Origin of the sequence: Hoeflea marina, from assembly GCF_003182275.1 — a bacterium.
GTDB classification, from domain to species: domain Bacteria; phylum Pseudomonadota; class Alphaproteobacteria; order Rhizobiales; family Rhizobiaceae; genus Hoeflea; species Hoeflea marina.
In genome coordinates this window covers 156,360-181,268 of sequence record NZ_QGTR01000004.1, presented here as the reverse complement: position 1 = coordinate 181,268, position 24,909 = coordinate 156,360, and the positions used below count along the sequence as shown (strand labels likewise).

Genomic DNA, 24,909 nt, shown 5'->3' with positions numbered 1-24,909 from the left:
ATGACCCATCCTGACGCCACCGCCATCGCCGACATCGCCGTCCGCCATCCGGAGGCATTCCGGCCGAAGCTCTGGAAGCGCTATTCGGGATTGCTGGGGGTCGTGATCTGCGCGCTCTACACCGTCTATTGCTGGTGGTTCTTCTCCATCAGCCTGGTGCTGTCGACGGCCAACTGGTCGCTCGCCGCCACCTATCTGGCCGACTGGGTGTCCTACGAGATCCGGCCCAACATCGAGATGAAGGCCAATCATCTCGACATCACCTATGCCCGCTTCTCCAAGCTTGGGGAAAACCCCGATCCCGCCTGGGTGGTCCAGCAGACCGCGGTCGTCGATATGGCGCCGGAGATCAAGTCGGCGCCGACGGTCTCGCCCCTGTCTTCCTCCGGCTCCTTCGTCGGCACATCCGGCAGCAGTCCCGGCAATGCCAATTCGGTTCGGTCGTCGAGCAATTCATTCCTCGCGCCGGCCCAGACCGATGCGGGCAATGCGAACTCGGTGCAGTCATCGGGCCATTCGTTCGTGGCCGAGACCGATAGCGGTGCCGGGCCGGCCGCGCCCGCGCCTCCCGCCGAGGTCCGGCCGCTGACCCCGCCAACGCCATTGCGCTCCGAACAGGTGGTGCGCGCCGATGTCCACCTGGGCAACTGGGACATGGTCGTGGCGCCCGGCCACGTCAGTGTCCTGCAGGGCGACGTGCGTCATGAATTCGAGATCGTGCATGGGAAGTCGGTCAGTTCCGTCGGGCCGTTGCCGCCATTCGCCGAACAGCGCAAGCCGGGCTCCACCATCTATCTGTCGCTGGGCTGGTCGGGACGGGCGGAGATCCAGAATGACGAGGTCGTCGTCTGGCGACGATTCTTCGGGTGGAAGAACTTCTTCTTCGACACCACCTCTCCGTTCTGGGGCCTGCCCTGGAGCGAGGTCGGCCCGCTTCTGATTTCGGGCGACCGTCTCGATCCGGCCCGGTCCAACATTTCACTTGCCTTCGACAACATCTGGTACAATCTCGACTGGCAGCACGGCGACGTCTGGACCAAGCTGATGCAGACGGTGATCATGGCCTTTGTCGGCACGGTGCTGGCCTCGCTGGTGGCATTCCCCTTGTGCTTCCTCGCGGCCCGCAACATCACGCCCAACCGCTTCGCCAACCAGGCGTTCAAGCGGATTTTCGATTTCCTCCGGTCGGTGGACATGCTGATCTGGGCGCTGTTCTTCACACGGGCCTTCGGTCCCGGGCCGCTCGCCGGCATTGCCGCCATTTTCCTCACCGACACGGGAACGCTCGGAAAACTCTATTCCGAGGCGCTGGAAAATGTTGACGACAAGCAGCGCGAGGGTGTCCGATCCGTCGGTGCCTCGCCGTTGTCGGTGCAGCGATTCGGCGTGCTGCCGCAGGTCCTGCCGGTGTTTGCCAGCCAGGCCCTGTACTTCTGGGAGTCCAACACCCGCTCGGCGACCATCATCGGCGCGGTCGGCGCCGGCGGGATCGGACTGAAACTGTGGGAAGCGATGCGGACCAACCAGAATTGGGAAAACGTCTTCTACATGGTAATCCTGATCCTGATGGTGGTCTTTCTGTTCGACATGATATCGTCGCGGCTGCGGGCGGCATTGATGGGCAAGGCGCAAGTGTCATGAGATATGCGATCTACTTTTCTCCCGAGCGGTCCACGCCACTGGCCATGCTCGCCGCCAGCTGGATCGGCCGCGACGCCGCCACCGGCCGTCCGGTGCCGCAACCCGAACTGACGGGCCTGGGCGGCGACGAACTCGCCGAGATCACGGGCCCGGCTCGACGCTACGGATTTCACGGCACGCTGAAGGCGCCGTTTCATCTCGCCGAAGGCGTCGGCGAACGCGACCTGGTCGAAAGCATGGTTGCCTTCTGCGCCGACCGGCAACGCTTCGACCTCACAGGGCTCAGGGTGGGCGAGATCGCCGGGTTCCTGGCATTGCTGCCCGATGGTGCCAATCCGGAGCTCGATGCGCTGGCCAATGATGTCGTGACCGCCTTCGATGCCTTGAGAGCGCCGCTGTCCGAGCGCGAGATCGAGCGCCGCAATCCGGAGCGGCTGACGCTCGCCGAACTGCGCAACCTGATGCGCTGGGGCTATCCGCATGTGTTCGACTGCTTCCGCTTCCACATGACGCTCACAAGCCATCTGCCCGAGGACGACAGGGGGCGGGTGCTCAGGGCCGCGATGCAGCACTTCCTGCCGGTGACCGGAAAGCCGGTGGCCTTCGACGCCCTCACCCTGTTTGTCGAGCCCGAACCCGGCGCTCCGTTTGAAATCCACAGCCGTGTGCCGCTCGCAATCGGCCAGCAACGAAAGACCGCCTGAATGACAACCGAAACCATTCTCAGCAATGCCCGCATCGTGCTGGAGGATTCCGTGCTGACGGGCAGCATCCAGATCCGCGACGGCGTCATCACCGATATTTCTGCCGGCGCAAGCGCCGCCGGCGAGGACATGCAGGGCGATCACCTGATCCCCGGACTGGTGGAACTGCACACCGACCACCTGGAAAGCCATTACGCCCCGCGGCCCAAGGTGCGCTGGAACGCGGACGCTTCGGTGCAGGCCCATGACGGGCAGGTGGCCTCGTCCGGAATCACCACGGTGTTCGACGCGCTCAGGATCGGCACCGACACCGACGGCGACATCAATTTCGACGACATGACGGTGCTGGCGGCCTCGATCGCCCGGCTCAACGCCACCGGCCGCCTGCGCGCCGACCATCTCATCCATCTGCGCTGCGAGGTGTCGTCGCCCAATTGCGCCAGCGATTTCTCCCGCTTCGAAGACCTCGGGCTGGTGCGGCTGGTGTCGTTGATGGACCACGCGCCTGGCCAGCGCCAATTCGCCAGCCTGGAGGCCTACAGCGTCTACTACCAGGGCAAGCTGAAGATGAGCGACGAGGTGTTCGCGAGGTTCTGCACCACCCGGATGGCTGAATCGGAGGCCAATTCCGACACCAACCGCCGCATGGTCGCCAGGCTCTGCCGCGAGCACGGCATCGTGCTTGCCAGCCATGACGACGCGACGCTCGAGCATGTGCGCGAGGCCGAGGAACTGGGCACCGGCGTGGCAGAGTTTCCGACCACGCTGGAGGCCGCAGAGGCCTCGCACAGCGCCGGCATGGCGGTGCTGATGGGAGCTCCCAACGTCATCCGGGGCTCGTCGCATTCGGGAAATGTCTCGGCGCGCGAACTTGCCGCCGCCGGCTGCCTCGACATTCTTTCCTCCGACTACATTCCCTTCAGCCTGGTGCAGGCGGCATTCTTCCTCGGCGATGCGGTCGAGGGCATCAGCTTGCCCGACGCGGTCAACATGGTGGCGCGCAATCCGGCCCGCGCGGCGGGTCTCGATGACCGCGGCATCCTCGCAACGGGAAAACGTGCCGACATCGTGCGCATCTGCGCCGAGGCGCCGGTGCCGGTGGTGCGCAGCGTCTACCGGCAGGGCCGGCGGGTGGCCTGATGCCGGATCTCGCCCCTGCCTCCACGGCGCCGGAGCCGCAATCCGGCGCCCTGATCGTCATTCTCGGGCCGAGCGGCGCCGGCAAGGACACCTTGCTCGACTGGGTGTCCGCCCGCATGGTCGGTGATCCGTCCGTGCTGTTCGTCCGCCGGGTGGTCACGCGCCCGTCGCAGGCGGGCGGCGAAGTCCACGACAGCTTCAGCAACGCGGAATTCGACCGGGCGCTTGACGAGGGACGCTTCTGCTTTTCCTGGGCTGCCAACGGCATGCGCTACGGCCTGCCGCGCAACATGGCGGATCACCTGGCGGGCGGAGGGCTTGCGGTGGTCAACGGATCACGCGGCGCCTTTGCCGCCATGCGACAGGTGTTCGGCCAGGCGCGGGCGGTGGAGATCACCGCCGACCGGGAAACGCTGAAGGCGAGGCTGCTGGCGCGAAGGCGCGAAAGCGCAGCCGAGATCGAGGCCCGCCTCGATCGCGCCGCAGCGCTTTGCGCCGAAGTCGAGCCGGACCTCAGGATCGACAATTCCGGCTCCCTGGACGCCGCCGGGCGGACGCTGGCGGATTTCCTGGCCGGGTGCCGCGCGGTGAAGCGCTGAGGGGTCAGTTGTCCTCGTCGGAGTCAGGGCCGCCGTCGAGCCGGTGCTTGATCGCCAGGGCATAGATGACATTGAGGACATTGCGGTCCTGCACATGCGGATCGCTCAGCGCCAGCAGCGATGCCCGGACGATCCGACGGCTGGTGGCCTCGGGACAGGTCTCCACGACATAATCGTGCAGCTGTCTGTCGGCGAGGCCGCTGTAGGCTCCCTCGATGAGCGCATCATAGACCTTGCGGATCTTCTTTTGCGGCATTGGCGTCTCCAGGTGACGTCCTCGACTGGGGCGAAACCCCGTGCCCGGGCATAGGTAAGGTGTTCAACTGTCACAAACAACAGCCTGCAACGCAGGCCAGGGGACCGGGCGGCCAGCGCTGCACGGCCAGCGTGCGGAGCCGGCATGGGCATCTGCCCGCGGTATGGGCAAATCTGTTCACCCATCGCGGAAGCGGCAAATAATGTCGCTGTGGACACTGCAATGCGGCGGGAAGACGCCATTATTTGGGTTCCGGTCGCGGGGGCGGTCCGGGATCAATTTGGCGCATCCAGACCAGACGGGGAGGGTTATCTGCGTTGAACCGTTGCATGGAAACCAGGCAAATGCCGGCGTCGGGCCCGGTTGGACCGACCTGCCAGCGGCCGGCGGTCGTCAGGCCCGTCTGCAGCAGGCAGGCGACCCGTCATATGCGTCCGCCAGTGGCCGGACCGGCGCAGCCATGATTTCCGCGGCACCATTCATCACATGGAGGATGGTGCCGGACTCCCGCGCGGGACGGGCGTTGGAAGCGCGCCGATTGCCATTCATTCACAACATTTTTTCCGGCACCCTCGAGTGCCGGCTTTTTCATGGATTGACCGGCGGCAACGTCCTGCCGGCCCGGGCTTTCACGATCACGCGACCGGCCGGGAAGGCCGCCGGTTGCGGGCCGGATGACAGGAGTGCAAGATAAGGATCTGAGATCGCAGGTTCAAACACAAACGCAAATGCTTATAGTGCGCTTCAAATAATGACCGGGTCCCAAACGGACATCCGTTTCGGACCGGCGAACACCAGAGAAGGAACAGGGAATGACTGAATTCACGAAGTATCTCACATCGGCAGGCCTCAGCCGCCGCGAATTCATGGGCCGCGCCATCGCCGCCGGCCTGACGATCTCGGCCGCGAGCACGCTTTTCGCCAATACCGCGGTGGCGGCCGAACCCAAGAAGGGCGGCCATCTCAAGCTCGGCCTGCAGGGCGGAGCAGCGACGGATTCGCTCGATCCGGCCAAATCGCTGTCCCAGATCACCTTCGTCACCGGCCGCAACTGGGGCGACATGCTGGTGGAATCCGATCCGCTGACCGGCCTGCCGGTTCCCGCGCTGGCCGAATCCTGGTCGCCGTCGGCCGATGCCTCTGTCTGGACCTTCAAGATCCGCAAGGGCGTGCAGTTCCATGACGGCAAGGAACTGACCATCGACGACGTGATCAAGACCCTGCAGCGCCACACCGACGAGAAGTCGGAATCGGGCGCGCTCGGCGTGATGAAGTCGATCAAGGAAATCAAGGAAGACGGCGGCGACCTGGTGCTGACGTTGACCGAGGGCAATGCCGACCTGCCGCTGCTTCTGACCGATTATCACCTCATCATCCAGCCGGGCGGCGGCATTGACAAGCCGGACGCGGCCATCGGCACCGGCCCCTACAAGCTCGTGAGCTTCGAGCCGGGCGTCCGCGCCACCTTCGAGAAGAACCCCAACGACTGGCGTTCCGATCGCGGCTATGTCGATTCGATCGAAATCATCAGCATGAACGATGCCACTGCACGTATCGCGGCACTGTCGTCGGGACAGGTGCACTACATCAACCGCGTCGATCCGAAGACGGTGGACCTGCTCAAGCGCGCGCCGACGGTGGAGATCCTGAGCACCTCGGGCCGCGGCCACTACGTCTTCATCATGCATGCCAACACCGCTCCGTTCGACAACAATGATCTGCGGCTGGCGCTGAAATACGCGATGGACCGCGAAACCATGGTCGAGAAGATCCTCGGCGGCTACGGCAAGGTCGGCAACGATTTCCCGATCAACGAGACCTATGCGCTCTTCCCCGAGGGCATCGAACAGCGCGCCTACGATCCGGACAAGGCCGCCTTCCACTTCAAGAAGTCGGGCCATGACGGTTCGGTGCTGCTGCGCACCTCCGACGTTGCATTCCCGGGCGCAGTCGACGCCGCCGTGCTCTATCAGGAAAGCGCCAAGAAGGCCGGGATCAACATCGAGGTCAAGCGCGAGCCGGGCGACGGCTACTGGTCCAATGTCTGGAACGTGCAGCCGTTCTCGACATCCTACTGGGGCGGACGTCCGACCCAGGACCAGATGTACTCGACCGCGTATCTGTCGACCGCCGACTGGAACGACACCCGCTTCCTGCGTCCCGACTTCGACAAGATCCTGCTCGAAGCCCGCTCGGAACTCGACGAGACCAAGCGCAAGGAGATGTACCGCACGATGGCCATGATGGTCCGCGACGAAGGCGGCCTGATCCTGCCGATGTTCAACGACTTCGTGAACGCCTCCACCACCGCGGTGAAGGGCTACGTGCACGACATCGGCAACGACATGTCCAACGGCTATGTCGCAACCCGCGTCTGGCTCGAATCCTGACCGACCTGCCGGGCGGCGTGCCGCCCGGTCATTACGGATTCGGGGCCGGGGACATCTGTCTCCGGCCCCGGTCTGCAGGGTTCACCCGGGGGCACGACATCCATGACTGACACCACTGAAACGAGCGCGCTGCCGCCGGAAACGTCGCAACGGCGTTCGCTGGGCGAGCGCTTTCCGCTGGCCACACTCATTCTTCAGCGACTGGGACTGAGCGCATTGCTGCTGTTCGCCGTCTCGGTGCTGATCTTCGGCGGCGTCGAGGCGCTGCCCGGCGACTTCGCCACCACCTATCTCGGCCAGTCGGCCACACCGCAGGCCGTGGCCAATATCCGCGCCGACCTCGGGCTCGACCGGCCGATCGTCACCCGCTATTTCGAGTGGCTCGGCGGCGCCGTGCAGGGCGATTTCGGCAATTCCTGGGCCAGCGGCAATTCGGTCAGCGAGCAGATCGGGCGAAGGCTCGGCAATTCGCTGTTCCTGGCGTTCTTCGCCGCCGTCGTTTCCGTGCCCCTGGCGGTCGGACTGGGCATGCTGGCGGTGTTCTACCGCGACCGCGTCCCCGACAAGATCATCAACATCGTCTCGCTGGCGGCCATCTCGCTGCCGGAATTCTTCATCGGATACCTGCTGATCCTGTTCTTCGCCGTCAACATGCGGATCGCGACCTTTCCCGCCACCGTCTATGACAGCATGGGGTTCATTGACCGGCTCCAGACCATCGCGCTGCCGGCGGCGACCCTGGTCTTCGTGGTGCTGGCGCACATGATGCGCATGACCCGGGCGGCGATCCTGTCCGTGATGTCGTCGGCCTACATGGAATCGGCGGAGCTCAAGGGGCTATCGGCCATGCGCGCCATCATCAAGCACGCGGCCCCCAACGCGATCGCCCCGATCGTCAACGTCGTGGCCCTCAATCTCGCCTATCTGGTCGTGGGGGTCGTCGTGGTCGAGGTGGTCTTCGTCTATCCCGGCATGGGCCAGTACATGGTCGATGCGGTGACGGTGCGCGACATGCCGGTGGTTCAGGCCTGCGGCCTGATCTTCGCTGCCTTCTACATCATCCTGAACATGGTCGCCGACATTATCGCGATTGTGGCCAACCCCCGGCTGAGGCATCCGCGATGAGATTGAGAGACGTATCCATCACCGCCTGGATCGGCATCCTCGGGATCCTCCTGGCCTTCTTCTGCGCCATCTTCGCGCCGTGGATCGCCCCTTTCGGCGAGCGCGAGATCGTCGGCGGGGTCTGGGAACCGATGGGCGGCGCCTATCTCCTGGGCACCGACAATCTCGGTCGCGACATTCTCTCGCGCATGATCTTCGGCGCGCGCACGACGCTGTCGGTGGCGATGGCCGCCACCATCATCTCATTCTCTCTGGGCATCATCCTGAGCTTCACCGCGGCGGTGTCGCGCGGCTGGATCGACCAGATCTTCTCGCGCTTCAACGACCTGATGATGTCGATCCCGACGCTGATCTTCGCGCTCGTGGTGCTGGCGGCGCTGCCGCAGAGCCTGATCGTGCTGATCCTGGTGATGGCCGTCCTCGATTCCACCCGGGTCTACCGGCTCGGACGCGCCGTCGCTCTCGACGTGGCTGTGATGGAATTCGTCGAGGCGGCCAAGCTGCGCGGCGAGGGACGGATCTGGATCATCTTCCGCGAGATCCTGCCCAACACGCTCACCCCGCTGCTGGCCGAATTCGGGCTGCGCTTCGCCTTCTCGATCCTGTTCCTGTCGACGCTGTCGTTCCTCGGTCTCGGCATCCAGCCGCCGGCCGCCGACTGGGGCGGCATGGTCAAGGACAATAAGGACGGCATCATCTTCGGCATTTCTGCGGCGCTGGTGCCGGGCGGGGCCATCGCCGCGCTCGCCATCTGCGTCAATCTCGTGGTCGACTGGCTGTTGAAACGGACGTCCAGCCTGAAAGGAGGCCGCGGCGATGCATGATCATCTTCTTTCGGTTCGCAATCTCAAGATCGAAGCCACCAGCTATCCGCCGGGCGAGCCGCCCAAGGACATCACCATCGTCGAGGGCATTTCCTTCGACCTGGAAAAGGGCAAGGTCCTCGGCCTGATCGGCGAATCCGGCGCCGGCAAGTCCACCATCGGGCTCTCGGCGCTGGCCTATGGCCGCGGCGGCGTGCGCATCACCGGCGGCGAGGTGCTGCTCGAAGGCAAGGACATCCTGCCGCTCGGCAAGCGCGGCATCCGCACCATCCGCGGGGCGCGTGTGTGCTATGTGGCGCAGTCGGCCGCGGCCGCCTTCAATCCGGCGCACAAGCTGGGCGACCAGGTCATCGAGGCGACCCTGGCGCACGGCCTGATGAGCGAGGCGGAGGCGCGCAAGCGGGCGCTCTATCTGTTCGAGGTGCTGGGGCTGCCCAATCCGGACACGTTCGGCGACCGGTTTCCGCACCAGGTCTCCGGCGGCCAGCTGCAGCGGGCGATGACCGCGATGGCGTTGTGCTCGAACCCGCAGCTGATCGTCTTCGACGAACCCACCACCGCGCTCGACGTGACGACACAGATCGACGTGCTGGCGGCGATCAAGCACGCCATCGAGGAAACCGACACGGCTGCGCTCTACATCACCCACGATCTCGCCGTGGTGGCGCAGATCTCCGACCACATCATGGTGCTGCGCCACGGCCACATGGTCGAATACGGCACCGCGCAGCAGATCATCGAGGCGCCGCGCGAGGAGTACACCCGGGCGCTCGTCAATGTCCGGCAGAAGAAGCGCGAGGAGGCCGCCGACCAGACCGATACCCTGCTCAAGGTCGACAATGTCAGCGCCGGCTATTCCAACGGCTTCAAGGTGCTCTTCGACGTGTCGCTGCACCTGCCCAAGGGCCAGACGCTCGCCATCGTGGGGGAATCGGGGTCCGGCAAGTCGACGCTGGCGCGCGTCATCACCGGACTGCTGCCGCCTTCGGAGGGCAGCATCACCTTCGACGGCAAGCAGCTCACCCCGGCGCTCAAGCAGCGGTCGCGCGACGATCTGCGCCGCATCCAGCTGATCTACCAGATGGCCGACACGGCGATGAACCCGCGCCAGACGGTGGGCCAGATCATCGGCCGGCCGCTGAGTTTCTATTTCGGCCTGCACGGGGCGAAGAAGCGGGCGCGCGTGGCCGAGCTGCTCGAAGAGATCGAGATGGGATCCGGTTTCATCGACCGCTATCCGGCGGAGCTGTCGGGCGGGCAGAAGCAGCGCGTCGCCATCGCCAGGGCGCTGGCGGCCGAGCCCGAGCTGATCCTCTGCGACGAGCCCACCTCGGCGCTCGACCCGCTGGTGGCCGAAGGCATTCTCAACCTGCTGCTGCGGCTGCAGGCGGAGACGCAGGTCTCCTATCTGTTCATCACCCACGACATCGCCATCGTGCGGGCCATCGCCGACAGCGTGGCGGTGATGCACCGGGGCAAACTGGTGCGCTTCGGGCCGAAGTCGAAGGTGCTGGCACCGCCGTTCGACGACTACACCGACCTCTTGCTCAAATCCGTGCCCGAGATGGAAATCGGCTGGCTCGAGAAGGCGCTCGCATCGCGCAAGATGGAGAGCGCCGGGAATTGACAGAAAGAAGACACGGAACCATATTATGACTACTGTAGTCATGGGGTGAAGTGATGAAGGAAATTCAGCTCAAGGACGCGAAGGCAAAGCTTTCCTCGGTGGTCGATGACGCCCTCAACGGGAACGGGTCAATCATCACGCGGCATGGCCGAAAGGAAGCTGTGCTGATCTCGTACGACGATTATCAAAGGCTTTCCGAAGTCCCAAGTTTCGGCTGGCTGTTGACCCATTCGCCTCTCGAAGAAGGCGATATCCCGGAAAGAAAGCCGGCTCGGATACTCAAGGACGACCTGGTTTAATGTATTTGCTCGACACGAACATTCTTTCGGTCTTGTCGCCGAAGCCTGTTCAGACACTGAACGAGCGCGCCGCCCAGGATTGGATTGAGGCAGAGTCGTCGCAACTCTTTCTGTCGGTCGTTTCCCTTTCCGAACTGGAATTAGGGATCGCCAAGGCAACGCGCCAAGGTGCTTCACGCAAGGCGCAAGCGTTGACGCAATGGCTGGCCGGCATCACCCATCTCTATGCCGACCGCATGCTGTCGCTGGAGGTGGAAGCTGCGGGGCTGACCGGTCGCTTGCTGGACCGTGCTTATGGCCGCGGTTGGGATCCAGGATATGAAGACGCCGCCATCGCCGCAACGGCGATCGCCCATGGCTTTACAGTGGTCACACGCAATGTCCGGCATTTCGAGATACTGGATGCCCCGTGCTTCAATCCGTATCTCTCGCTGCCCGAAAGATGACGTCACTCTGAAAAGTCGTACTCCGACAGCTTATCCCCGCTATCTTCATCTTCGATCGCATCCAATAACCACATATCGGAACCATCATGAGCCCCCGCCCCTTCACCCTCATCGAAAACCAGTGGATCCGGCTTGCCGATGGCACGCGGCTGGCGGCGCGGATCTGGATGCCGGACAATGCCGAGGCCGATCCGGTGCCGGCGGTGTTCGAATTCCTGCCCTACCGCAAGCGCGACGGCACCAGCCCGCGCGATGATTCCACCTATCCCGCCTTCGCGGCAGCCGGGATCGCCGGCGTGCGGGTCGACATCCGCGGCTCGGGCGAATCCGATGGGATCATCGACGGCGAATACACCGAGCTGGAGCTGGCGAACGCCTGCGAACTGATCGCCTGGATCGCGGCGCAGCCCTGGTCGAACGGCTCGGTCGGCATGATGGGCATCTCTTGGGGCGGCTTCAACTGCCTGCAGGTGGCGGCGCTGAACCCGCCTGCGCTGAAGGCGGTGATCTCGATCGCCTCCACCGTCGACCGCTACAATGACGACATCCACTACAAGAACGGTTGCCATCTCTCGGCGCAGCTGTCGTGGGCGGCGACCATGCTCGCCTACCAGTCGCGCTCCCCGGACCCGGCGCTGGTCGGCGAGCGCTGGCGCGAGATGTGGCTCGAGCGGCTCGAGGGCGAGCCCTTCTTCATGGAAGAATGGCTCGAGCACCAGCGACGCGACGGCTTCTGGAAGCACGGCTCGATCTGCGAGGATTTTGGTGGCTTCAAGATCCCGGCGCTGGTGATCGCCGGTTGGGCCGACGGCTATCGCAGCACGCCGCTGAAGGCCGTCGAGGGGCTGGGCGACAAGGCCAGGGCGCTGATCGGGCCCTGGGTGCACAAATATCCGCATTTCGCCTTTCCCAAGCCGCGCGCCGATTTTCTCGGCGAGGCGATCGGCTGGTGGAACCGCTGGCTGCGCGACGAGCCGAACGGCGTCGAGGCCCTGCCGCAGGTTCGCGCCTATATCCTCGACGGGATGCGGCCGGCGCCAAGGCGTGAGTTCGACCCCGGCCGCTGGATCGCCAAGGACAGGTGGACTTCGCCGGAGATGCTGGAGTTCGGCATCGATGTCCATGGCCGTCTGGCCGAAGGTCCCGCAGCGACGTCCGGAGCGGAGTGCGACATCCATCTCCGCTCGCCGCTCGACACCGGAACCGCGTCCGGCGAGTGGTTCACGCTCAAGCCCGACGTGGAAATGGCCATCGACCAGCGCGGCGACGACGCCGGATCGCTGTGCTTCGAGACCGCGCCGCTTGATGACGCGCACGAATTTCTCGGTCAGCCGACATTGTCGCTGCAACTGTCCTGCACCGATGACTGGGCCAATCTCTGTGCCCGGATCGTCGACGTGCATCCCGACGGCACCGCGACGCGGGTGAGCTTCGGGGTGCTCAACCTGGCGCATCGCGACGGCAACGGCGACCCGAAGCCGATGCCGGACGGCAAGGTCGAGGTGACGGTGCTGCTCGATGCCTGCGGCTATCGCTTCCGGCCCGGCCATCGCATCCGGCTGTCGCTGTCGACCGCCTACTGGCCGATGGTGCTGCCGGCGCCGGGCGATCCCGGTGTCACCATCGACACCGCAACCGTGCGGCTTGGCCTGCCGAAACTCGGCGCGCACGACGCCATCGAGATGAAACAACCGGACAATCCGAACCCGCTGCCGGTCTATGTCCAGCATTCGCCCGGCGAGACGCAGCGCCAGGTGCTGCGCGATCTGTCGCGCAACGCCACCAGCTACGCCATCTACGAGGACACCGGCCTGTCCGAGCGCCCCGGCACGGGCCTGTCCACCCGGCAGGTCCGCGACGAGGTCTGGTCGATCTCGCTCGATGATCCGACCTCGATGACGGGAACATCGATCTGGACCTGCGACATGGCGCGCGAGGGCTGGTCGGTGCGCACGGTCAGCACCGCCACGATTGCCTGCACCGCCACCCACTGGGTGATCGCGGCGTCCGTGGTGGCGTTCGAGGGCGAGCAAGAAGTCTTCCGCAAGCTGTTTGACAGGACCGTCGCACGGGACTTCATGTAGGGCGCCGCGGGCGTCGATGGATGCGGTCGCCGCGTCGACACAGGAGAGATCGCCATGAAGGCCATGTACTACGAACGTTTCGGGGAGCCCCCCGAGGTGCGCGACGTTCCCGATCCGTCGCCGGGACACTCGGCCGTGGTGATCGAGGTCAAGGCCACCGGACTCTGCCGCAGTGACTGGCACGGCTGGAAGGGCCATGACGACGACATTCATCTGCCACATGTGCCGGGCCACGAATTCGCAGGCACCATCGCCGCCGTCGGCCGCGACGTCCGCAACCATCGCGTCGGCGACCGGGTGACCGTGCCCTTCGTCTCCGGCTGCGGCCGTTGCGGCGAGTGCCATTCCGGCAACCAGCAGGTCTGCGAGGCGCAATTCCAGCCTGGCTTCACCCACTGGGGCTCGTTCGCGGAATATGTCGCCATCGACTATGCCGACCAGAACATCGTGCGTCTGCCGGACTCGATCGACCATGCCACCGCGGCCAGCCTTGGCTGCCGCTTCGCCACCTCGTTCCGCGCCGTGGTCGACCAGGGCCGGGTGAGGGGCGGCGAGTGGATGGCGGTGCACGGCTGCGGCGGCGTCGGCCTGTCGGCGATCATGATCGGTGCCGCGCTCGGCGCCAATGTGGTGGCGATCGACATTTCCCACGCCAAGCTCGAGGAGGCCCGCCGCATGGGCGCGGCGCTGACCATCAACAGCCGCGAGGTCGCCGACGTGGTGGCGGCGGTCCGTGACCTCACCGACGGCGGCGCGCATCTGTCGATCGACGCGCTCGGCCATCGCGACACGTGTTTCAACTCGATCGCCAATCTGCGCCGCCGCGGCCGCCACGTGCAGGTGGGGCTGATGCTGGGCGAGCATGGCAATCCGGTCATCCCGATGGGCAAGGTGATCGCGCATGAACTCGAAATCTACGGCAGCCATGGCATGCAGGCGTGGCGCTACGATGCCATGCTCGACATGATCCTGTCGGGACGACTCTCTCCGCAGAGGCTTATCGGCCAATCGCTGAGCCTGTCAGACGCAGTTCCGGCGCTGATGGCGATGGATACGGCCCAGGACACCGGTATCCGCATCATCGACCGTTTCGTCTGACCCGGCCCGGCGGCGCGCAGAGGCGCCGCGCGGTCGGGCCAGCGGTCTCAGTGGGCGAAGACGCTGTCGAAATCCTTGAATCCCTTGACTTCGATCGGGTTGCCGCTGGGATCGAAGAAAAACATCGTGCGCTGCTCGCCGGGTTCGCCGGCAAACCGGATGACGGGCGGGATATCGAAGGCGATGCCGCGGTCCTCGAGCCGCCCGGACAGCTCCAGCCAGGCGTCGAGGGGCAGGACCACTCCGAGATGCGGCATCATCACCATGTGATCGCCGACCTTGCCGGTGCGGGTGACCGCAAACGGCTGACCCAGATGCAGCGAGATCTGGTGGCCGAAGAAATCGAAATCCACCCACGTGTCGGTGCTGCGGCCCTCGGCACAGCCGAGCACGTCGCCATAGAACCGGCGGGCCTCGTCCAGATCGGTGACGTGGTAGGCGAGGTGGAAAAGCGATTTCATCGTGACGTCCTCAGTGATTGCAGGGCTGCGTTCGGAGCGAATTCGCTGGCGAGGCAGGTTGACCTTCTGGTAGCGCGATATACCCTAAAGAAAAACAGGTCTTTTTTACTTCTGAGCATAAGGAAATCTTGTGGATATCCGATTCCTGGAGAGCCTCGTGGCCGTGGTCGATGCGGGCTCGATCGCCGCGGCTGCGCGGCGCGAGGGCCTGACAGCGGCGGCTGTCAGCCAGCGCATCCAGGCGCTCGAGCGCAATCTCCGCTGCACGCTGCTGGCGCGGGGGGCCCATTCGGCCCGTCCGACGGAGGCCTGCCTCGCGCTCCTGCCGCGGGCGCGGCACCTGATCCGCGAGGCAGCCTTCCTCCAGGATGATGTCGCGGGCGGCGACATCGCCGGCGAGATCCGGCTCGGCGCCATCTCCACGGTGCTGACGGGCGCGGTGCCGCAATTGCTCGATGAGACCGCCCGCCGGGCGCCGAAGCTCGGATTGCAACTCGTGCCGGGGTCGTCGCTGCATCTCTACGAGCAACTGGCATGCGGCGCGCTGGACGCGGCGATCCTGGTGGCACCTCCCTTCGCGCTGCCGAAAGGGTTGAAGGCCAGTCTGTTTCGCCGCGAGCCACTGATGCTGATGACACGCGAGCCGCTTTCGGGCGAGGGCGTGGGGGAGCGGATCGCGCGCCAATCCTTCATCCGCTACGACCCGTCCTCCTGGGGCGGGCGGCTGGCGGCGGACTACATGACAAGGGCCGGCCTGTTTCCCGAGGTGCGGTTCGACCTCGATGCGCTGGAAACCATTGCGCTGATGGTCCGAAACGGCCTCGGCAACGCGCTCGTGCCGCACTGGCAGGGGCTGGTGGCAGACGGTTTCCACCTGGTGCCCGTCCCCGACGCGGCGGACTATGCCCGCGATCTGGTCTTCCTGCGCCACAGCGTTTCCAGCCGTCCCAGGGCGCTGGACTTCCTGCTGGAGATGGTGCTGCGCGCCTGACTGGCGTATGTTGCTTGCCGTTGCCGAAAGTCGAACGCCGACAACGAAAATCAGCGCTTCTCAGCAACGCCTGCGTCTGGGATGCTGGCGGCGAATTTCAACGGCGGGCGATCCATGGCCTATATCATCACCACCCCTTGCATCGACATCAAGGACGGCGCCTGCACGGCGGCCTGTCCGGTCGATTGCATCTACGAGGGCGGGCGCATGTACTACATTCATCCCGACGAATGCATCAATTGCGGACTGTGCCTGTCGATCTGCCCGGTGGACGCGATCGTCTATGACGAAAACGCCACGGAAGCCCAGGCCCTGTTCATTCCCGTCAACCGGGAGTATTTCGGGCCGGCGGTTACCGGTCTGGGCTCGCCGGGCAGCTGGGACCTCAGCCGATCACGCGACATCGACCATCCGCTGGTGGCGGCCGTGCCCGTGCCGGCTCACGCGGCAGGCCAGCTCTCGTAATAGCGCCGTGTCGCCGCCGACAGCAGCCTGACATTGCGTCGTTCGATTTCGAGCCTCGGCAGGTCGGCTCTGGCCTGCGCCAGCAGCTCGGCCCTTGCCGCCGGGAAATCCACCTGCGTGAGCCTGCCGTCGCGCATGATCTCGCGTCCGTTCACATGCAGGCCGGAGGCGTGGGCGGCGGACATGCGCGCCAGCAGCACCTCCGCCTCGTCGAGGTCATCGAACAGGCTGTCGGCGATGAGCGCGGCATAGTCGATGACGGTGAAGTCCTCACCGGCAGGTGCGCCGATGACGCCGGCCCCGGTGGCGATTGCAGCGTCGAAGAGGTCGGCCGCGGTGAAATCGCGCTCCAGACCGCGGCCCCCATGCATCAGATAGAGCAGCCGCATCTCCCGCCAGAGATCCTGGTCATCGTCAAGCGCGCTGCCGTCGAGACCCACAGCGAAGCGAAGCCCGCGCCCTGCCGCCGCGGCGAGCGGCGCGATGCCCGAGCGCAGACGGAGATTGGCGGAGGCATTGGACACCAGCCGCACGCCGCGTTCAGCGAGCAGCTCATATTCGTCCGGCCTGAGCTGCACGCCATGGGCGACGGCGAGCCTTGGGGACAGGAAGCCGATCGCGTCGAGGTGGCGCACCACGCCTTGCGGAAAGCGGCGATCGAGCCAGGCCCGCTGCCTCGGACTCTCCAGCAGGTGCATGTGGATGCGGCGGTCGTGGTGCGACGAGGCCTCGGCAATGGCTTCGAGCAATGCATCCGAGCACCATTGCGGGCCGATGGGACCATACTGAACATCGGCCAGCGGGTTGTCGTTGGCATGGGCGATCGCCTCGACGGCGGCGATCTGATCGGCAATCGGGGCATAGCGCGGCGCGCTCTGCGAAAGGGCATTCCAGTCGTCCGCCGCCATGAAGGGGCGCAGACGTTCCGGACCGCCGCCATAGGCCCATGGATCATGGTCCAGCAGGGGACAGGAGAGGGCCAGGCGGATGCCGACTTCGCGGGCGGCGCGGATCACCTCCAGAGCCTCATCGACCAGTCGGCCCGCGTTGAGCGAGTTGTGGCAATGCATCGTCGCGCCGACACCGGTGAGCGCCAGCCGCCCGAAGGCCACCAGGGCTTCGAGATAGGCATCGGTGCGTGGTCTGAGCCGCATGGTCGGGATCCAAACCTCCAGCGCGTCGTCGACGCTGCCGAAATCCAGGAGCCTGATGCCGTAGCCGTGATCATGGGCGTTGACCGGGCTCGGCAGCACCAGGGCTCCCGGACGCAGCTCCGCCGGCAGCCCGCGAGCGGCGAGCGCCGCGCGCGCCAGGGCGCCGCGTTCGGCCTTTCCATGTCCGGGCCGGCCCAGAAACCGGATCTCCGTGTCGCTGGTCACCGGCTGATCACCTCTTCGATGCGCTTGCTGTATTTCTCCAGCTCGATGCTCATGCCCTCCACCACGGCCTCGGTGGCGCGGGAAAGCTGGCGATGGCGGGGGGCCACGACACCGACTTCCAGATCCTGCAGCCGCGATCCCGCGATCGGCAAGGCCACGACCTCACCCGACTTGAGCTCTTCCAGCAGACCCAGCGGCGTGAAGAAAGCGACCCCTTCGCCCGCCACGATCAGCGGCTTGAGCATCATCTGGTTGTTGGTGGCGACCAGCGTGCGCCCGACGCGGTCGAGCGAGGCCAGTTCGAAGGCGATCATCGAACTCATCACCTCGTTGTCGAGCTGCAGCAGCATCTTGAACTGGGCGCATTCCTGCAGCGTCACGCTCTTCTGCCGGGCGAGGGGATGATGCGGCGCGACGATCACCATCAACGGCATGCGCACGCCGTGCACCAGCTTGATGTCGTGCGGGCGCGCCAGGTCGAAGGTGACGCCGATATCGCAGTCGCCATCGGCGACGAAACGAAAGATGTTGTTGAAATTGTCGGCCCGGATGCGGAAATCCACCGCGGGGTTCTTCCTGTGGAAGGCGGAGACGAATTCGGGCAGGAACTGCACGGTGAGGCTGTCGAGGCAGGCGATATGGACCCGGCCGGTCTTCTTGCCCTTCAGGTCGCCGAGATCCGATTTCATGATCTCGTAGTGATGGATGGTCTCCTTGGCGTGGCGCAGCACCACTTTTCCCGCCGAAGTCAGGCGAAGACCGTCGGAGAAGCGCTCGAACAGCGGAGTTCCAAGCTCATCCTCCAGTTTCCGGATCTGGCGGCTGACCGCGGAGGTCGCCACGTGCAGCTCTTCGGATGCCTTGCGGATGGATCCGGCGCGGGCCACCTCGACGAAATACTTCAGTATGCTGGCGTGCATCTACGGCCTCCGGTGACCGCTGATGCATAGCATGTTCAGCGGCCCCGCCAAATCGGCGCGCGCTTCTCCCGGAAGGCGGCGACGCCCTCGACCGAATCCTCGCTGGCGAGGGCCCGGACCAGCGCCGGCGTCCGCAGGGCCTGCGCCTCGGCCGGAGAAAGATGGGCCGTGCGGTTGACCGTCTGCTTGATGGCCTTCAGCGACAGCGGAGCGCAGGCGACGAGGTCGGCAACCCAGCGGTCGACGGCGGCGTCGAGCTGTTCGAGCGGCACGGTTTCATTGACGATGCCGTAGGTCTGCATCTCGGCAGCCGTGAAATGCCGGCCGCTGAGCATCATGCCCATGGCGAGATTGTGGGGGATCTTGCGCTGCAGCAGCACCATGCCGCCATCGAGCGGCAGGCGGCCCACGCGGGCTTCGGGCAGGCCGAACTTCGCGGTCTCCGCGGCAATGACGATGTCGCAGCCAAGCACCATCTCGAAGCCGCCGCCCAGCGCATAGCCGTTGACGCGCGCGATCACCGGCACGTCGAGGCTGCGGCGGAAGGCAAGGCCGCCGAAGCCGTTCTCGCGGCTTTCCGACCAGTATTCGAGACCGCTCTTGCCGGCGCCCCCCTTCATGTCGGCGCCGGTGCAGAAGGCCTTCTGCCCGGCGCCGGAGAGGACAACGCAGCTGATGTCGTCGCGGCTCTCGATCTCGCGCCAGATCAACTCGAGTTCGGCCTCGGTGGCGGCGTCCACGGCGTTCATGCGGTCCGGGCGGTCGAGCGTGACCCGCGCGACCCGGTCCTCGACGGCGAAGGCGACCGTCATGCCGCGTCTCCGCGCCGGGCTTCCAGCGACGCCAGGATCTCGTCATTGTGTTGTCCGAGCGATGGCGGCGGGATGCGCACGGACACGGTTGCGGCCGACATGTCGATCGGCGAACCGACGAGACGCACGGGACCCGCAGCGGTTTCACCCGCCTCCAGGATCATCCGGTTGATGACGGTCTGTTCGTCCGCGAGCGCGGTGGCGAGATCGCGCACCGGCGCGCAGAGGATATCGACCTCCTCGAGCCGCCTGAGCCAATGGGCGGAAGTGTTGGTTGCGAAGGCATCGCGGAAGATACGCTGGAGTTCCGGCCGCCTGGACATCTGGGCGTCGAAATCCTTGTAGCGGTCCTGCGCCGAGAGATCCTCGATCCCGAGGGCGTTGCAGATGTCCTGAAGCGGGTTGGCCTTGAAGGCGCCGACCATGACGATCGTGCCGTCGGTGGTGTCGAACACGCCGGTCAGCGGGAAGGCGCCCCAGTTGAGGTCCTTGCCGCGCATCATGTGGGTCGTGCCCTCCTGCATCTGCATGGCGATCATGGAGCTGTAGAGGTTGACCGCCACCTGCTGGCCTTCGCCGGTCTTGCCGCGCTGCAGCAGCGCGAGCAGGATCCCCTGGACCAGATGCATGCCGGCCGAATAGTCCGCGAGCGGCGTGGCATAGATCGAGGTCGGATGGCTGGAGTCCGACTTGCGCCGCATCACGCCCGAGAGCGCCTGGGCCAGAATGTCCTGGCCGCCCTTGTGACGGTAAGGGCCTTCCAGACCGAAACCGGTACCGACGGCATAGACCAGGCCCTTGTTGATCTTCTTCAGATCCTCATAGCCGAATCCCATGCGCTCCATCACGCCGGGCCGGAAGTTGTTGACGACGACATCCGCATCGGCAATCAGCGCGAGGACGGCATCGCGGGCTTCGGGAAGCTTGAGATCAAGCGCCAGGCTCTTCTTGTTGCGATTGAGCGAGCAGAAGACCGGATTGTTGAGTCCGTCCGGATCCGATCCCAGCGACCAGCGCGACAGATCGCCGATCTTCGCCTTTTCGATCTTGATGACCTCCGCCCCGTAATCGGCGAGGGTCTGGGTGCAGCACGGGCCGAGCATGACCTGGGTGAAATCGATCACCCGGATGCCGTCGAGGGGAAGTGGGGTCATTATTCGGCGGCCTCCAGGAATGTCGCGTTGCCCGACGGCATGTCGCCCGGGTCGGCGCCCTGCGCCCGCATCTGTTTTTGAATCCGGGCCACATCCGCCTGCCTGACGGTTGTTCCGGCATTGAGCGCGACGGTGGCGGCGATGCCCGCGGCTTCGCCCATGGCCATGCAGGGCGGAATCTCGCGGCTCGACTTCTGCGCCTGCGGCGTCGCCGAATAATGCCGGCCGGCAACGATCAACTGGTCGACCTCGCGCGGCAGCATGGCGCGGTAGGGCGTGTAGTAGTCGCGGCCGCGGCAGACCGTGTCGGCGAAATGCACCCGGTTGGTGACGTCGTCCTTGGTCACCACATATTCGCCATCGAGGAGCCGGGTCTGGCGCACGCCGGTCTGCGGGGCAAAGTCGACGACATAGGCCTTCTCGAAGCCGGGCATGTTCTCGCGGGCGAAATCCAGCAGCCGGGCGATGCGGCCGCGGCCTTCGATTTCGGCCCGCGTCAGGTCTTCGGTCTTCAGGCCGGACAGGTTGGGCATGTGCGGGCAGTTGAGCCAGACGATGCCTGGCAGCGGCGTCTTCAGCCACCAGAACGACCAGCAGCCGCCGATGAGACGCTTGGCCTCGTGGTCCAGCTTCTTGAACCGCTCCGGCTCCTCGGCTTCGAAGCGTTCGGCGGCGTCGGTGTCCACGCCGCCCCACCGCGACACGGTGGTGAGGATGAAGTTGGATTCGGTGTGCGACGCGCCGGCATTGGCAGCGACATCCAGGTCGCCGGTGGTGTCGATGACGACGTCGCCCAGCACCGCCTCGAGACCGGACTTGGTCTGCGAGATCACGCCCTTGATCGTGCGGCCCTCCATGATGGCTGAGGAAAACCAGCTGTGGGTCCTGAGCTTGACGCTTGCCTCGGTCAGCATGTCATAGGAAGCGCGCTTGAAGCCGTCGGGGTCGAAGGCGGCCGAAAAGCAGATGGGATGCGGCATCGACTGGGTGTGAAAGTCGAACAGGCCCCATCTCGCCCAGCGGCGCCAGGCTTCAGGCGTCTCGCGGATGTCGAGCTCGCGGTCGCGGCCGGTCGGGGTGACGCAGAGGTCCCACTTCTTCATTCGCTCGATCATCTCCATGCACAGGCCGCGCACGGTGATTTCGAGATCGTTGATCATGTCGTCGAGCACCAGCACCATGCCGCCGGCGGCAAGGCCGCCGACATAGGGGTAGCGCTCGAGCAGGGTGACCTTTGCCCCGTTGCGGGCGGCGGAAACGGCGGCCGAGATCCCGGCGGGTCCGCCACCCACGACGATGACGTCGGAACGGTCGACCACGGCGACGTTGCGCGCCGCCTGAACAATTGTCTGTTGCATCTGGTTAACTCCTGGAGCGCGTGGCTCAGTGGTTTGCGGCCGGCTTCCAGCGGATCACCCTGGCTTCGACGATGGAGACGAGGAAGAAGAGGATGACGGCCATGACGGCGGCGATGACGACGGTTGCGTAAAGCAGGGGCGAGCGGAAATTGTAGGTGGCCTCGATGATCAGCGCGCCCAGACCGAACGAGGAGCCGATCCACTCGGCGACGATGGCGCCCATGACGCTGCTGGTCGCGGCGATCTTCAGCGCCGCGAACAGGAACGGCATCGAACTCGGCAGGCGGACCTTCCACAGGATTTCCGTATTGCTGGCCGACAGGACACGCATCAGGTCGAGCATGGCGGGACTCGCCGACTTCAGACCCTGGACCATGTTGACCAGCGTCGGAAAGAAACAGATCAGGCCGGCGATGATGATCTTCGGTGCCAGTCCGTTGCCGAAGATCAGCACGAGAATGGGCGCGATCGCGATGATCGGGATCGCCTTGATGAAGACGGCGATCGGATAGAAGGCGCGCTCGGCCGTCCGGCTGTGCACGAACCAGATGGCAAGCAGTATCGCCACCAGGTTTCCGAACACGAAGCCCAGGAATGCCTCGAGCAGTGTCGGCAGCAGATTGGCCCAGAGGATGCCGGCGTTTTCCTGGAAGGCGAAGAAGACATCGACCGGGCTGGGCGCCATGAAGGTCGGAATCTCGAAGAACCAGACGATCAGTTGCCAGAGAACGATCAGCCCGAGGCCGGCGCTGATCGCCGGCATGTGCTTGAGGAGCACTCCGGCGGTTGCGTCGAGCACGGAGCCGAGGCGCCGGTCCGGGGTCGCGGGCAGGGATGTGGCTGCATTGCTCACAGGCATTCCTCCAGAAGCTTGCGCAGATGCGCGGTTACGCGGATGAACTCCACGGTGTCACGCACGGCCAGCGAGCGCGGGAAGGGCAGGTCGACCTTCATGAACTCCTTCATCCGGCCGGGATGGGCCTGCAGCATCAGCACGTGCTGACCGAGAAAGGCAGCCTCGGGAATGGAATGGGTCACGAACAGGATCGTCGTGCCGGTTTCCTGCCAGACCCGCAGCAGCTCTTCGTTGAGCCGGTCACGGGTGATCTCGTCGAGAGCCCCGAAGGGCTCGTCCATCAGCAGGATGCGCGGCCGCGTCACCAAAGCGCGGGCAATCGCCACGCGCTGGCGCATGCCGCCGGAGAGCTCGTGCGGCAGCGCGTTCTCACGCCCTGCCAGCCCGACCATCTGCAGCAGCGCCCGCGGGTCGGCATAGTCGCCGGTCCTGGCGTGCTTGCCGACCTCGAGCGGGAGGCTGACATTTTCGAGAACCGTCCGCCAGGGAAGCAGCGTCGCATCCTGGAACACGAAGGCGAAATCCCGGTTCTGCCGCGCCTGGCTGGGAGTCCGGCCGAACACAGTCACCGACCCCTCGCTGACATCGATCAGATCTGCGACGCAACGCAGCAGCGTCGACTTTCCGCAGCCCGAAGGTCCCAGCATGGTGACAAAGGCACCTTCCGGTATGTCGACAGAGATACCGGACAGTGCCGTGACCTCGTTGACGCCGTCTCCGAAACGGACGTCGACATTGCGGATGGAAACAGCCGTGGCTGCAACCGAGGGCGCGGCGGGCGCGTCAATTTCGGGTTTCAACTTCGGTGCTCCCAGCATGAGGATCAGCCCACCTGTTTGCGGATTTCGGTGGTCGCATCCAGAATCGCGAAACTGGCGACATCATCGACCGTGGGAACAGCGCCCTTGAACTGGCCGAGATCGGCATAGGCCTTGATCTGGGCCTCCCAGTTCTCCCTGGTCATCGAACCCCAGCCGTCAGCCTTGGTGCTGTCGCCGAAGGAAAAGTCGACAACCGAGCCGACGGCTTCGAGTTCGCTCGCCTTGTCGAGATTGGGATAGGCCTCGACCAGGTAATCCACCGCAGCTTCCGGATTGTCGCGGACATAGCCCCAACCCCGCGCGGCTGCATTGGTGAAGCGCACCAGCACGTCCTGGTGCTTCTCAAGCTGCTCGTCTGTCGTGTAGTAGACATTGGCGTAGAGCTGCAGGCCGGCGTCCCACAGCATCATGTCGACGCGGTCCTCGCCCAGCACCTTGAGCGCATTGGCGTTGGTGACCCAGCCGGTGACCGCGTCCGCCTGGCCGGTGAGCAACTGGTTCATGTCCGAGCCCATGTTGACGATCTTGACCTGATCCTCGGCGATGCCGTTCTTGGCCAGCAGTGCGCGCAGCAGGATGTAGGCGGTCGGCTGGGTGGCAATCGTCTTGCCGATCATGTCCTGCGGCGTGCTGATGGCGTTCTGCTTGAGCGAGAAATAGGTGAAGGGGTGCTTGCGGTAGCCCGACAGGAAGGCCTTGACCGGGATGCCAGCCGAGCGGGCCAGCATCACGGAGGGGCTGGACGAGATCTGGCCGAGGGTCGACTGACCGGCGGCGACGCCGGCGACACCATCCACATTCGGACCGCCGGGGACGATCTCAAGCTCGATGCCCTCGTCCTTGAAATACCCCATCTTCTGCGCGGCGACCTCTCCAAGCAGGCCGTTGGAGGCGAGCCATCCGAGCTGCATCTTGACGGTGGCGACGTCGCTGGCGAGGCCGGCGCGGATGCCGATGAAACTGGACGCGGCCGCGAGCCCGCCGATTGCCGCGGCATTCGAGATGAAGCGGCGGCGGTTCATGGTGAAATGAGACATGTGGTTCCCTTGTCTGGCTCTTTGGCCGCGATTTGTTTCTTGCCTCGCGGCCAGCTCTCAGGCGCCGCAGGGAAAGGATGGCGCAAGGACGCGTTCTAATAAAGATCAAATTTTCGTCATGCAAATTGCCAGAAAGGCAACACTGCTCCGCCGGCAGCGGAAGTTCTCGCCTATCAGCGGGCGAACGGGATGCTCAAGCTGTCAGCGGAAGACGATCGGCGTGGCGAGGGATCTGGCGCAGGCAGTGTCACCCGGGGCGCATTCGACGCGACGGTCTCAGAGCGCCTCTTCCCTCCGCCGCATCGCAGAGACACTCCAGGTTGCCGGTCTGTCGCAGACGCCACCGGCGAAGCCGGTTTCCCTTCGTCTGCAAGCGCCGGACGCCGCCCGGGCACGTGAAGGCGGCGCGGGCGGCCGTTCCG

At 65.2% G+C, this 24,909-nt stretch carries 24 protein-coding genes; 14 read left to right on the top strand and 10 right to left on the bottom strand.

Annotated elements, in window-relative coordinates; all coding sequences use genetic code 11:
• Genes phnE through phnN form a run of 4 tightly spaced genes read left to right on the top strand, consistent with a single transcriptional unit; the run spans position 1 to position 4,084 of the window.
• The gene (gene phnE / locus DFR52_RS16205; protein ID WP_110033047.1) at positions 1-1,641 is read left to right on the top strand and encodes a phosphonate ABC transporter, permease protein PhnE; all 1,641 of its coding nucleotides are present in this window, start codon (positions 1-3) and stop codon (positions 1,639-1,641) included.
• Complete coding sequence (locus DFR52_RS16200; RefSeq protein ID WP_110033046.1) at positions 1,638-2,345, top strand: DUF1045 domain-containing protein; 708 nt, start codon at positions 1,638-1,640, stop codon at positions 2,343-2,345. The genes phnE and DFR52_RS16200 overlap by 4 nt, the downstream gene beginning before the upstream one ends.
• Positions 2,346-3,485, top strand: coding sequence for an alpha-D-ribose 1-methylphosphonate 5-triphosphate diphosphatase (locus DFR52_RS16195; RefSeq protein ID WP_110033045.1), 1,140 nt, complete (start codon positions 2,346-2,348; stop codon positions 3,483-3,485).
• Positions 3,485-4,084, top strand: coding sequence for a phosphonate metabolism protein/1,5-bisphosphokinase (PRPP-forming) PhnN (phnN, locus tag DFR52_RS16190; protein WP_110033044.1), 600 nt, complete (start codon positions 3,485-3,487; stop codon positions 4,082-4,084). The genes DFR52_RS16195 and phnN overlap by 1 nt, the downstream gene beginning before the upstream one ends.
• 4 nt (positions 4,085-4,088) lie before the next feature.
• Here phnN and DFR52_RS16185 read toward each other — a convergent pair whose 3' ends face one another.
• Positions 4,089-4,340 carry a hypothetical protein gene (locus tag DFR52_RS16185; protein ID WP_110033043.1) on the bottom strand — a complete coding sequence of 84 codons (252 nt, stop codon included), beginning with the start codon at positions 4,338-4,340 and terminating at the stop codon, positions 4,089-4,091.
• 812 nt (positions 4,341-5,152) lie between these two features.
• Between DFR52_RS16185 and DFR52_RS16180 the strand changes: the two genes are divergently transcribed.
• The 8 genes from DFR52_RS16180 (at position 5,153) to DFR52_RS16145 (ending at position 14,233) form a co-directional block, all read left to right on the top strand.
• Positions 5,153-6,730, top strand: coding sequence for an ABC transporter substrate-binding protein (locus DFR52_RS16180; protein ID WP_110033042.1), 1,578 nt, complete (start codon positions 5,153-5,155; stop codon positions 6,728-6,730).
• A gap of 102 nt (positions 6,731-6,832) precedes the next feature.
• Positions 6,833-7,855, top strand: coding sequence for an ABC transporter permease (locus tag DFR52_RS16175; RefSeq protein WP_110033041.1), 1,023 nt, complete (start codon positions 6,833-6,835; stop codon positions 7,853-7,855).
• Positions 7,852-8,679, top strand: coding sequence for an ABC transporter permease (locus tag DFR52_RS16170; protein WP_110033040.1), 828 nt, complete (start codon positions 7,852-7,854; stop codon positions 8,677-8,679). The genes DFR52_RS16175 and DFR52_RS16170 overlap by 4 nt, the downstream gene beginning before the upstream one ends.
• Positions 8,672-10,306, top strand: a complete 1,635-nt coding sequence (locus tag DFR52_RS16165; RefSeq protein ID WP_110033039.1) for an ABC transporter ATP-binding protein — start codon at positions 8,672-8,674, stop codon at positions 10,304-10,306. The genes DFR52_RS16170 and DFR52_RS16165 overlap by 8 nt, the downstream gene beginning before the upstream one ends.
• Positions 10,307-10,359: 53 nt before the next feature.
• Positions 10,360-10,605 (top strand): type II toxin-antitoxin system Phd/YefM family antitoxin, encoded by a 246-nt coding sequence (locus DFR52_RS16160; protein WP_110033038.1) that lies wholly within the window; start codon positions 10,360-10,362, stop codon positions 10,603-10,605.
• Complete coding sequence (locus DFR52_RS16155; RefSeq protein ID WP_110033037.1) at positions 10,605-11,051, top strand: PIN domain-containing protein; 447 nt, start codon at positions 10,605-10,607, stop codon at positions 11,049-11,051. Before DFR52_RS16160 ends, DFR52_RS16155 begins: the two co-directional genes overlap by 1 nt.
• Before the next feature lie 86 nt (positions 11,052-11,137).
• Positions 11,138-13,135 carry a CocE/NonD family hydrolase gene (locus tag DFR52_RS16150; RefSeq protein ID WP_110033036.1) on the top strand — a complete coding sequence of 666 codons (1,998 nt, stop codon included), beginning with the start codon at positions 11,138-11,140 and terminating at the stop codon, positions 13,133-13,135.
• Between the two features lie 54 nt (positions 13,136-13,189).
• Positions 13,190-14,233 (top strand): zinc-dependent alcohol dehydrogenase family protein, encoded by a 1,044-nt coding sequence (locus tag DFR52_RS16145; RefSeq protein WP_110033035.1) that lies wholly within the window; start codon positions 13,190-13,192, stop codon positions 14,231-14,233.
• 47 nt (positions 14,234-14,280) lie between these two features.
• On the opposite strand, the gene DFR52_RS16140 is transcribed toward DFR52_RS16145, so the two are convergent.
• The gene (locus DFR52_RS16140; protein ID WP_110033034.1) at positions 14,281-14,694 is read right to left on the bottom strand and encodes a VOC family protein; all 414 of its coding nucleotides are present in this window, start codon (positions 14,692-14,694) and stop codon (positions 14,281-14,283) included.
• A 130-nt stretch (positions 14,695-14,824) separates the two neighbouring features.
• Between DFR52_RS16140 and DFR52_RS16135 the strand changes: the two genes are divergently transcribed.
• Both DFR52_RS16135 and DFR52_RS16130 read left to right on the top strand, forming a co-directional pair.
• Positions 14,825-15,685, top strand: a complete 861-nt coding sequence (locus DFR52_RS16135) for a LysR family transcriptional regulator (RefSeq protein WP_110033033.1) — start codon at positions 14,825-14,827, stop codon at positions 15,683-15,685.
• 114 nt (positions 15,686-15,799) lie between these two features.
• Complete coding sequence (locus tag DFR52_RS16130) at positions 15,800-16,150, top strand: 4Fe-4S dicluster domain-containing protein (protein ID WP_110033418.1); 351 nt, start codon at positions 15,800-15,802, stop codon at positions 16,148-16,150.
• Here the strand turns inward: DFR52_RS16130 and DFR52_RS16125 are convergent.
• The 8 genes from DFR52_RS16125 to DFR52_RS16090 are packed head-to-tail and all read right to left on the bottom strand — an operon-like array spanning position 16,126 to position 24,487.
• A complete protein-coding gene (locus DFR52_RS16125) occupies positions 16,126-17,529 on the bottom strand; it encodes an amidohydrolase family protein (RefSeq protein WP_245415373.1) in 1,404 nt (467 codons plus the stop codon). The genes DFR52_RS16130 and DFR52_RS16125 overlap by 25 nt on opposite strands.
• Positions 17,526-18,449, bottom strand: coding sequence for a LysR family transcriptional regulator (locus tag DFR52_RS16120; protein ID WP_110033032.1), 924 nt, complete (start codon positions 18,447-18,449; stop codon positions 17,526-17,528). Before DFR52_RS16120 ends, DFR52_RS16125 begins: the two co-directional genes overlap by 4 nt.
• Positions 18,450-18,484: 35 nt before the next feature.
• Positions 18,485-19,261, bottom strand: a complete 777-nt coding sequence (locus tag DFR52_RS16115) for an enoyl-CoA hydratase-related protein (RefSeq protein WP_110033031.1) — start codon at positions 19,259-19,261, stop codon at positions 18,485-18,487.
• Entirely contained in the window at positions 19,258-20,415 is a 1,158-nt protein-coding gene (locus DFR52_RS16110) for a CaiB/BaiF CoA transferase family protein (RefSeq protein ID WP_110033030.1), read from the bottom strand. Before DFR52_RS16110 ends, DFR52_RS16115 begins: the two co-directional genes overlap by 4 nt.
• The gene (locus DFR52_RS16105; protein ID WP_110033029.1) at positions 20,415-21,773 is read right to left on the bottom strand and encodes an FAD-dependent oxidoreductase; all 1,359 of its coding nucleotides are present in this window, start codon (positions 21,771-21,773) and stop codon (positions 20,415-20,417) included. The genes DFR52_RS16110 and DFR52_RS16105 overlap by 1 nt, the downstream gene beginning before the upstream one ends.
• A gap of 25 nt (positions 21,774-21,798) precedes the next feature.
• The gene (locus DFR52_RS16100) at positions 21,799-22,632 is read right to left on the bottom strand and encodes an ABC transporter permease (protein ID WP_110033028.1); all 834 of its coding nucleotides are present in this window, start codon (positions 22,630-22,632) and stop codon (positions 21,799-21,801) included.
• Positions 22,623-23,447 carry an ABC transporter ATP-binding protein gene (locus tag DFR52_RS16095; protein ID WP_110033027.1) on the bottom strand — a complete coding sequence of 275 codons (825 nt, stop codon included), beginning with the start codon at positions 23,445-23,447 and terminating at the stop codon, positions 22,623-22,625. The genes DFR52_RS16100 and DFR52_RS16095 overlap by 10 nt, the downstream gene beginning before the upstream one ends.
• Before the next feature lie 5 nt (positions 23,448-23,452).
• Positions 23,453-24,487: an ABC transporter substrate-binding protein gene (locus DFR52_RS16090; protein ID WP_110033026.1), complete on the bottom strand. Its 1,035-nt coding sequence runs from the start codon at positions 24,485-24,487 to the stop codon at positions 23,453-23,455.
• Between the last annotated feature and the right edge of the window lie 422 nt (positions 24,488-24,909).

Bases quoted from the DNA above. Each gene is read 5' to 3' on its own strand.
- phnE (WP_110033047.1), top strand. From the start codon at position 1: ATGACCCATCCTGACGCCACCGCCATCGCCGACATCGCCGTCCGCCAT.
- DFR52_RS16200 (WP_110033046.1), top strand. From the start codon at position 1,638: ATGAGATATGCGATCTACTTTTCTCCCGAGCGGTCCACGCCACTGGCC.
- DFR52_RS16195 (WP_110033045.1), top strand. From the start codon at position 2,346: ATGACAACCGAAACCATTCTCAGCAATGCCCGCATCGTGCTGGAGGAT.
- phnN (WP_110033044.1), top strand. From the start codon at position 3,485: ATGCCGGATCTCGCCCCTGCCTCCACGGCGCCGGAGCCGCAATCCGGC.
- DFR52_RS16185 (WP_110033043.1), bottom strand. From the start codon at position 4,340: ATGCCGCAAAAGAAGATCCGCAAGGTCTATGATGCGCTCATCGAGGGA.
- DFR52_RS16180 (WP_110033042.1), top strand. From the start codon at position 5,153: ATGACTGAATTCACGAAGTATCTCACATCGGCAGGCCTCAGCCGCCGC.
- DFR52_RS16175 (WP_110033041.1), top strand. From the start codon at position 6,833: ATGACTGACACCACTGAAACGAGCGCGCTGCCGCCGGAAACGTCGCAA.
- DFR52_RS16170 (WP_110033040.1), top strand. From the start codon at position 7,852: ATGAGATTGAGAGACGTATCCATCACCGCCTGGATCGGCATCCTCGGG.
- DFR52_RS16165 (WP_110033039.1), top strand. From the start codon at position 8,672: ATGCATGATCATCTTCTTTCGGTTCGCAATCTCAAGATCGAAGCCACC.
- DFR52_RS16160 (WP_110033038.1), top strand. From the start codon at position 10,360: ATGAAGGAAATTCAGCTCAAGGACGCGAAGGCAAAGCTTTCCTCGGTG.
- DFR52_RS16155 (WP_110033037.1), top strand. From the start codon at position 10,605: ATGTATTTGCTCGACACGAACATTCTTTCGGTCTTGTCGCCGAAGCCT.
- DFR52_RS16150 (WP_110033036.1), top strand. From the start codon at position 11,138: ATGAGCCCCCGCCCCTTCACCCTCATCGAAAACCAGTGGATCCGGCTT.
- DFR52_RS16145 (WP_110033035.1), top strand. From the start codon at position 13,190: ATGAAGGCCATGTACTACGAACGTTTCGGGGAGCCCCCCGAGGTGCGC.
- DFR52_RS16140 (WP_110033034.1), bottom strand. From the start codon at position 14,694: ATGAAATCGCTTTTCCACCTCGCCTACCACGTCACCGATCTGGACGAG.
- DFR52_RS16130 (WP_110033418.1), top strand. From the start codon at position 15,800: ATGGCCTATATCATCACCACCCCTTGCATCGACATCAAGGACGGCGCC.
- DFR52_RS16120 (WP_110033032.1), bottom strand. From the start codon at position 18,449: ATGCACGCCAGCATACTGAAGTATTTCGTCGAGGTGGCCCGCGCCGGA.
- DFR52_RS16115 (WP_110033031.1), bottom strand. From the start codon at position 19,261: ATGACGGTCGCCTTCGCCGTCGAGGACCGGGTCGCGCGGGTCACGCTC.
- DFR52_RS16110 (WP_110033030.1), bottom strand. From the start codon at position 20,415: ATGACCCCACTTCCCCTCGACGGCATCCGGGTGATCGATTTCACCCAG.
- DFR52_RS16105 (WP_110033029.1), bottom strand. From the start codon at position 21,773: ATGCAACAGACAATTGTTCAGGCGGCGCGCAACGTCGCCGTGGTCGAC.
- DFR52_RS16100 (WP_110033028.1), bottom strand. From the start codon at position 22,632: ATGCCTGTGAGCAATGCAGCCACATCCCTGCCCGCGACCCCGGACCGG.
- DFR52_RS16095 (WP_110033027.1), bottom strand. From the start codon at position 23,447: ATGCTGGGAGCACCGAAGTTGAAACCCGAAATTGACGCGCCCGCCGCG.
- DFR52_RS16090 (WP_110033026.1), bottom strand. From the start codon at position 24,487: ATGTCTCATTTCACCATGAACCGCCGCCGCTTCATCTCGAATGCCGCG.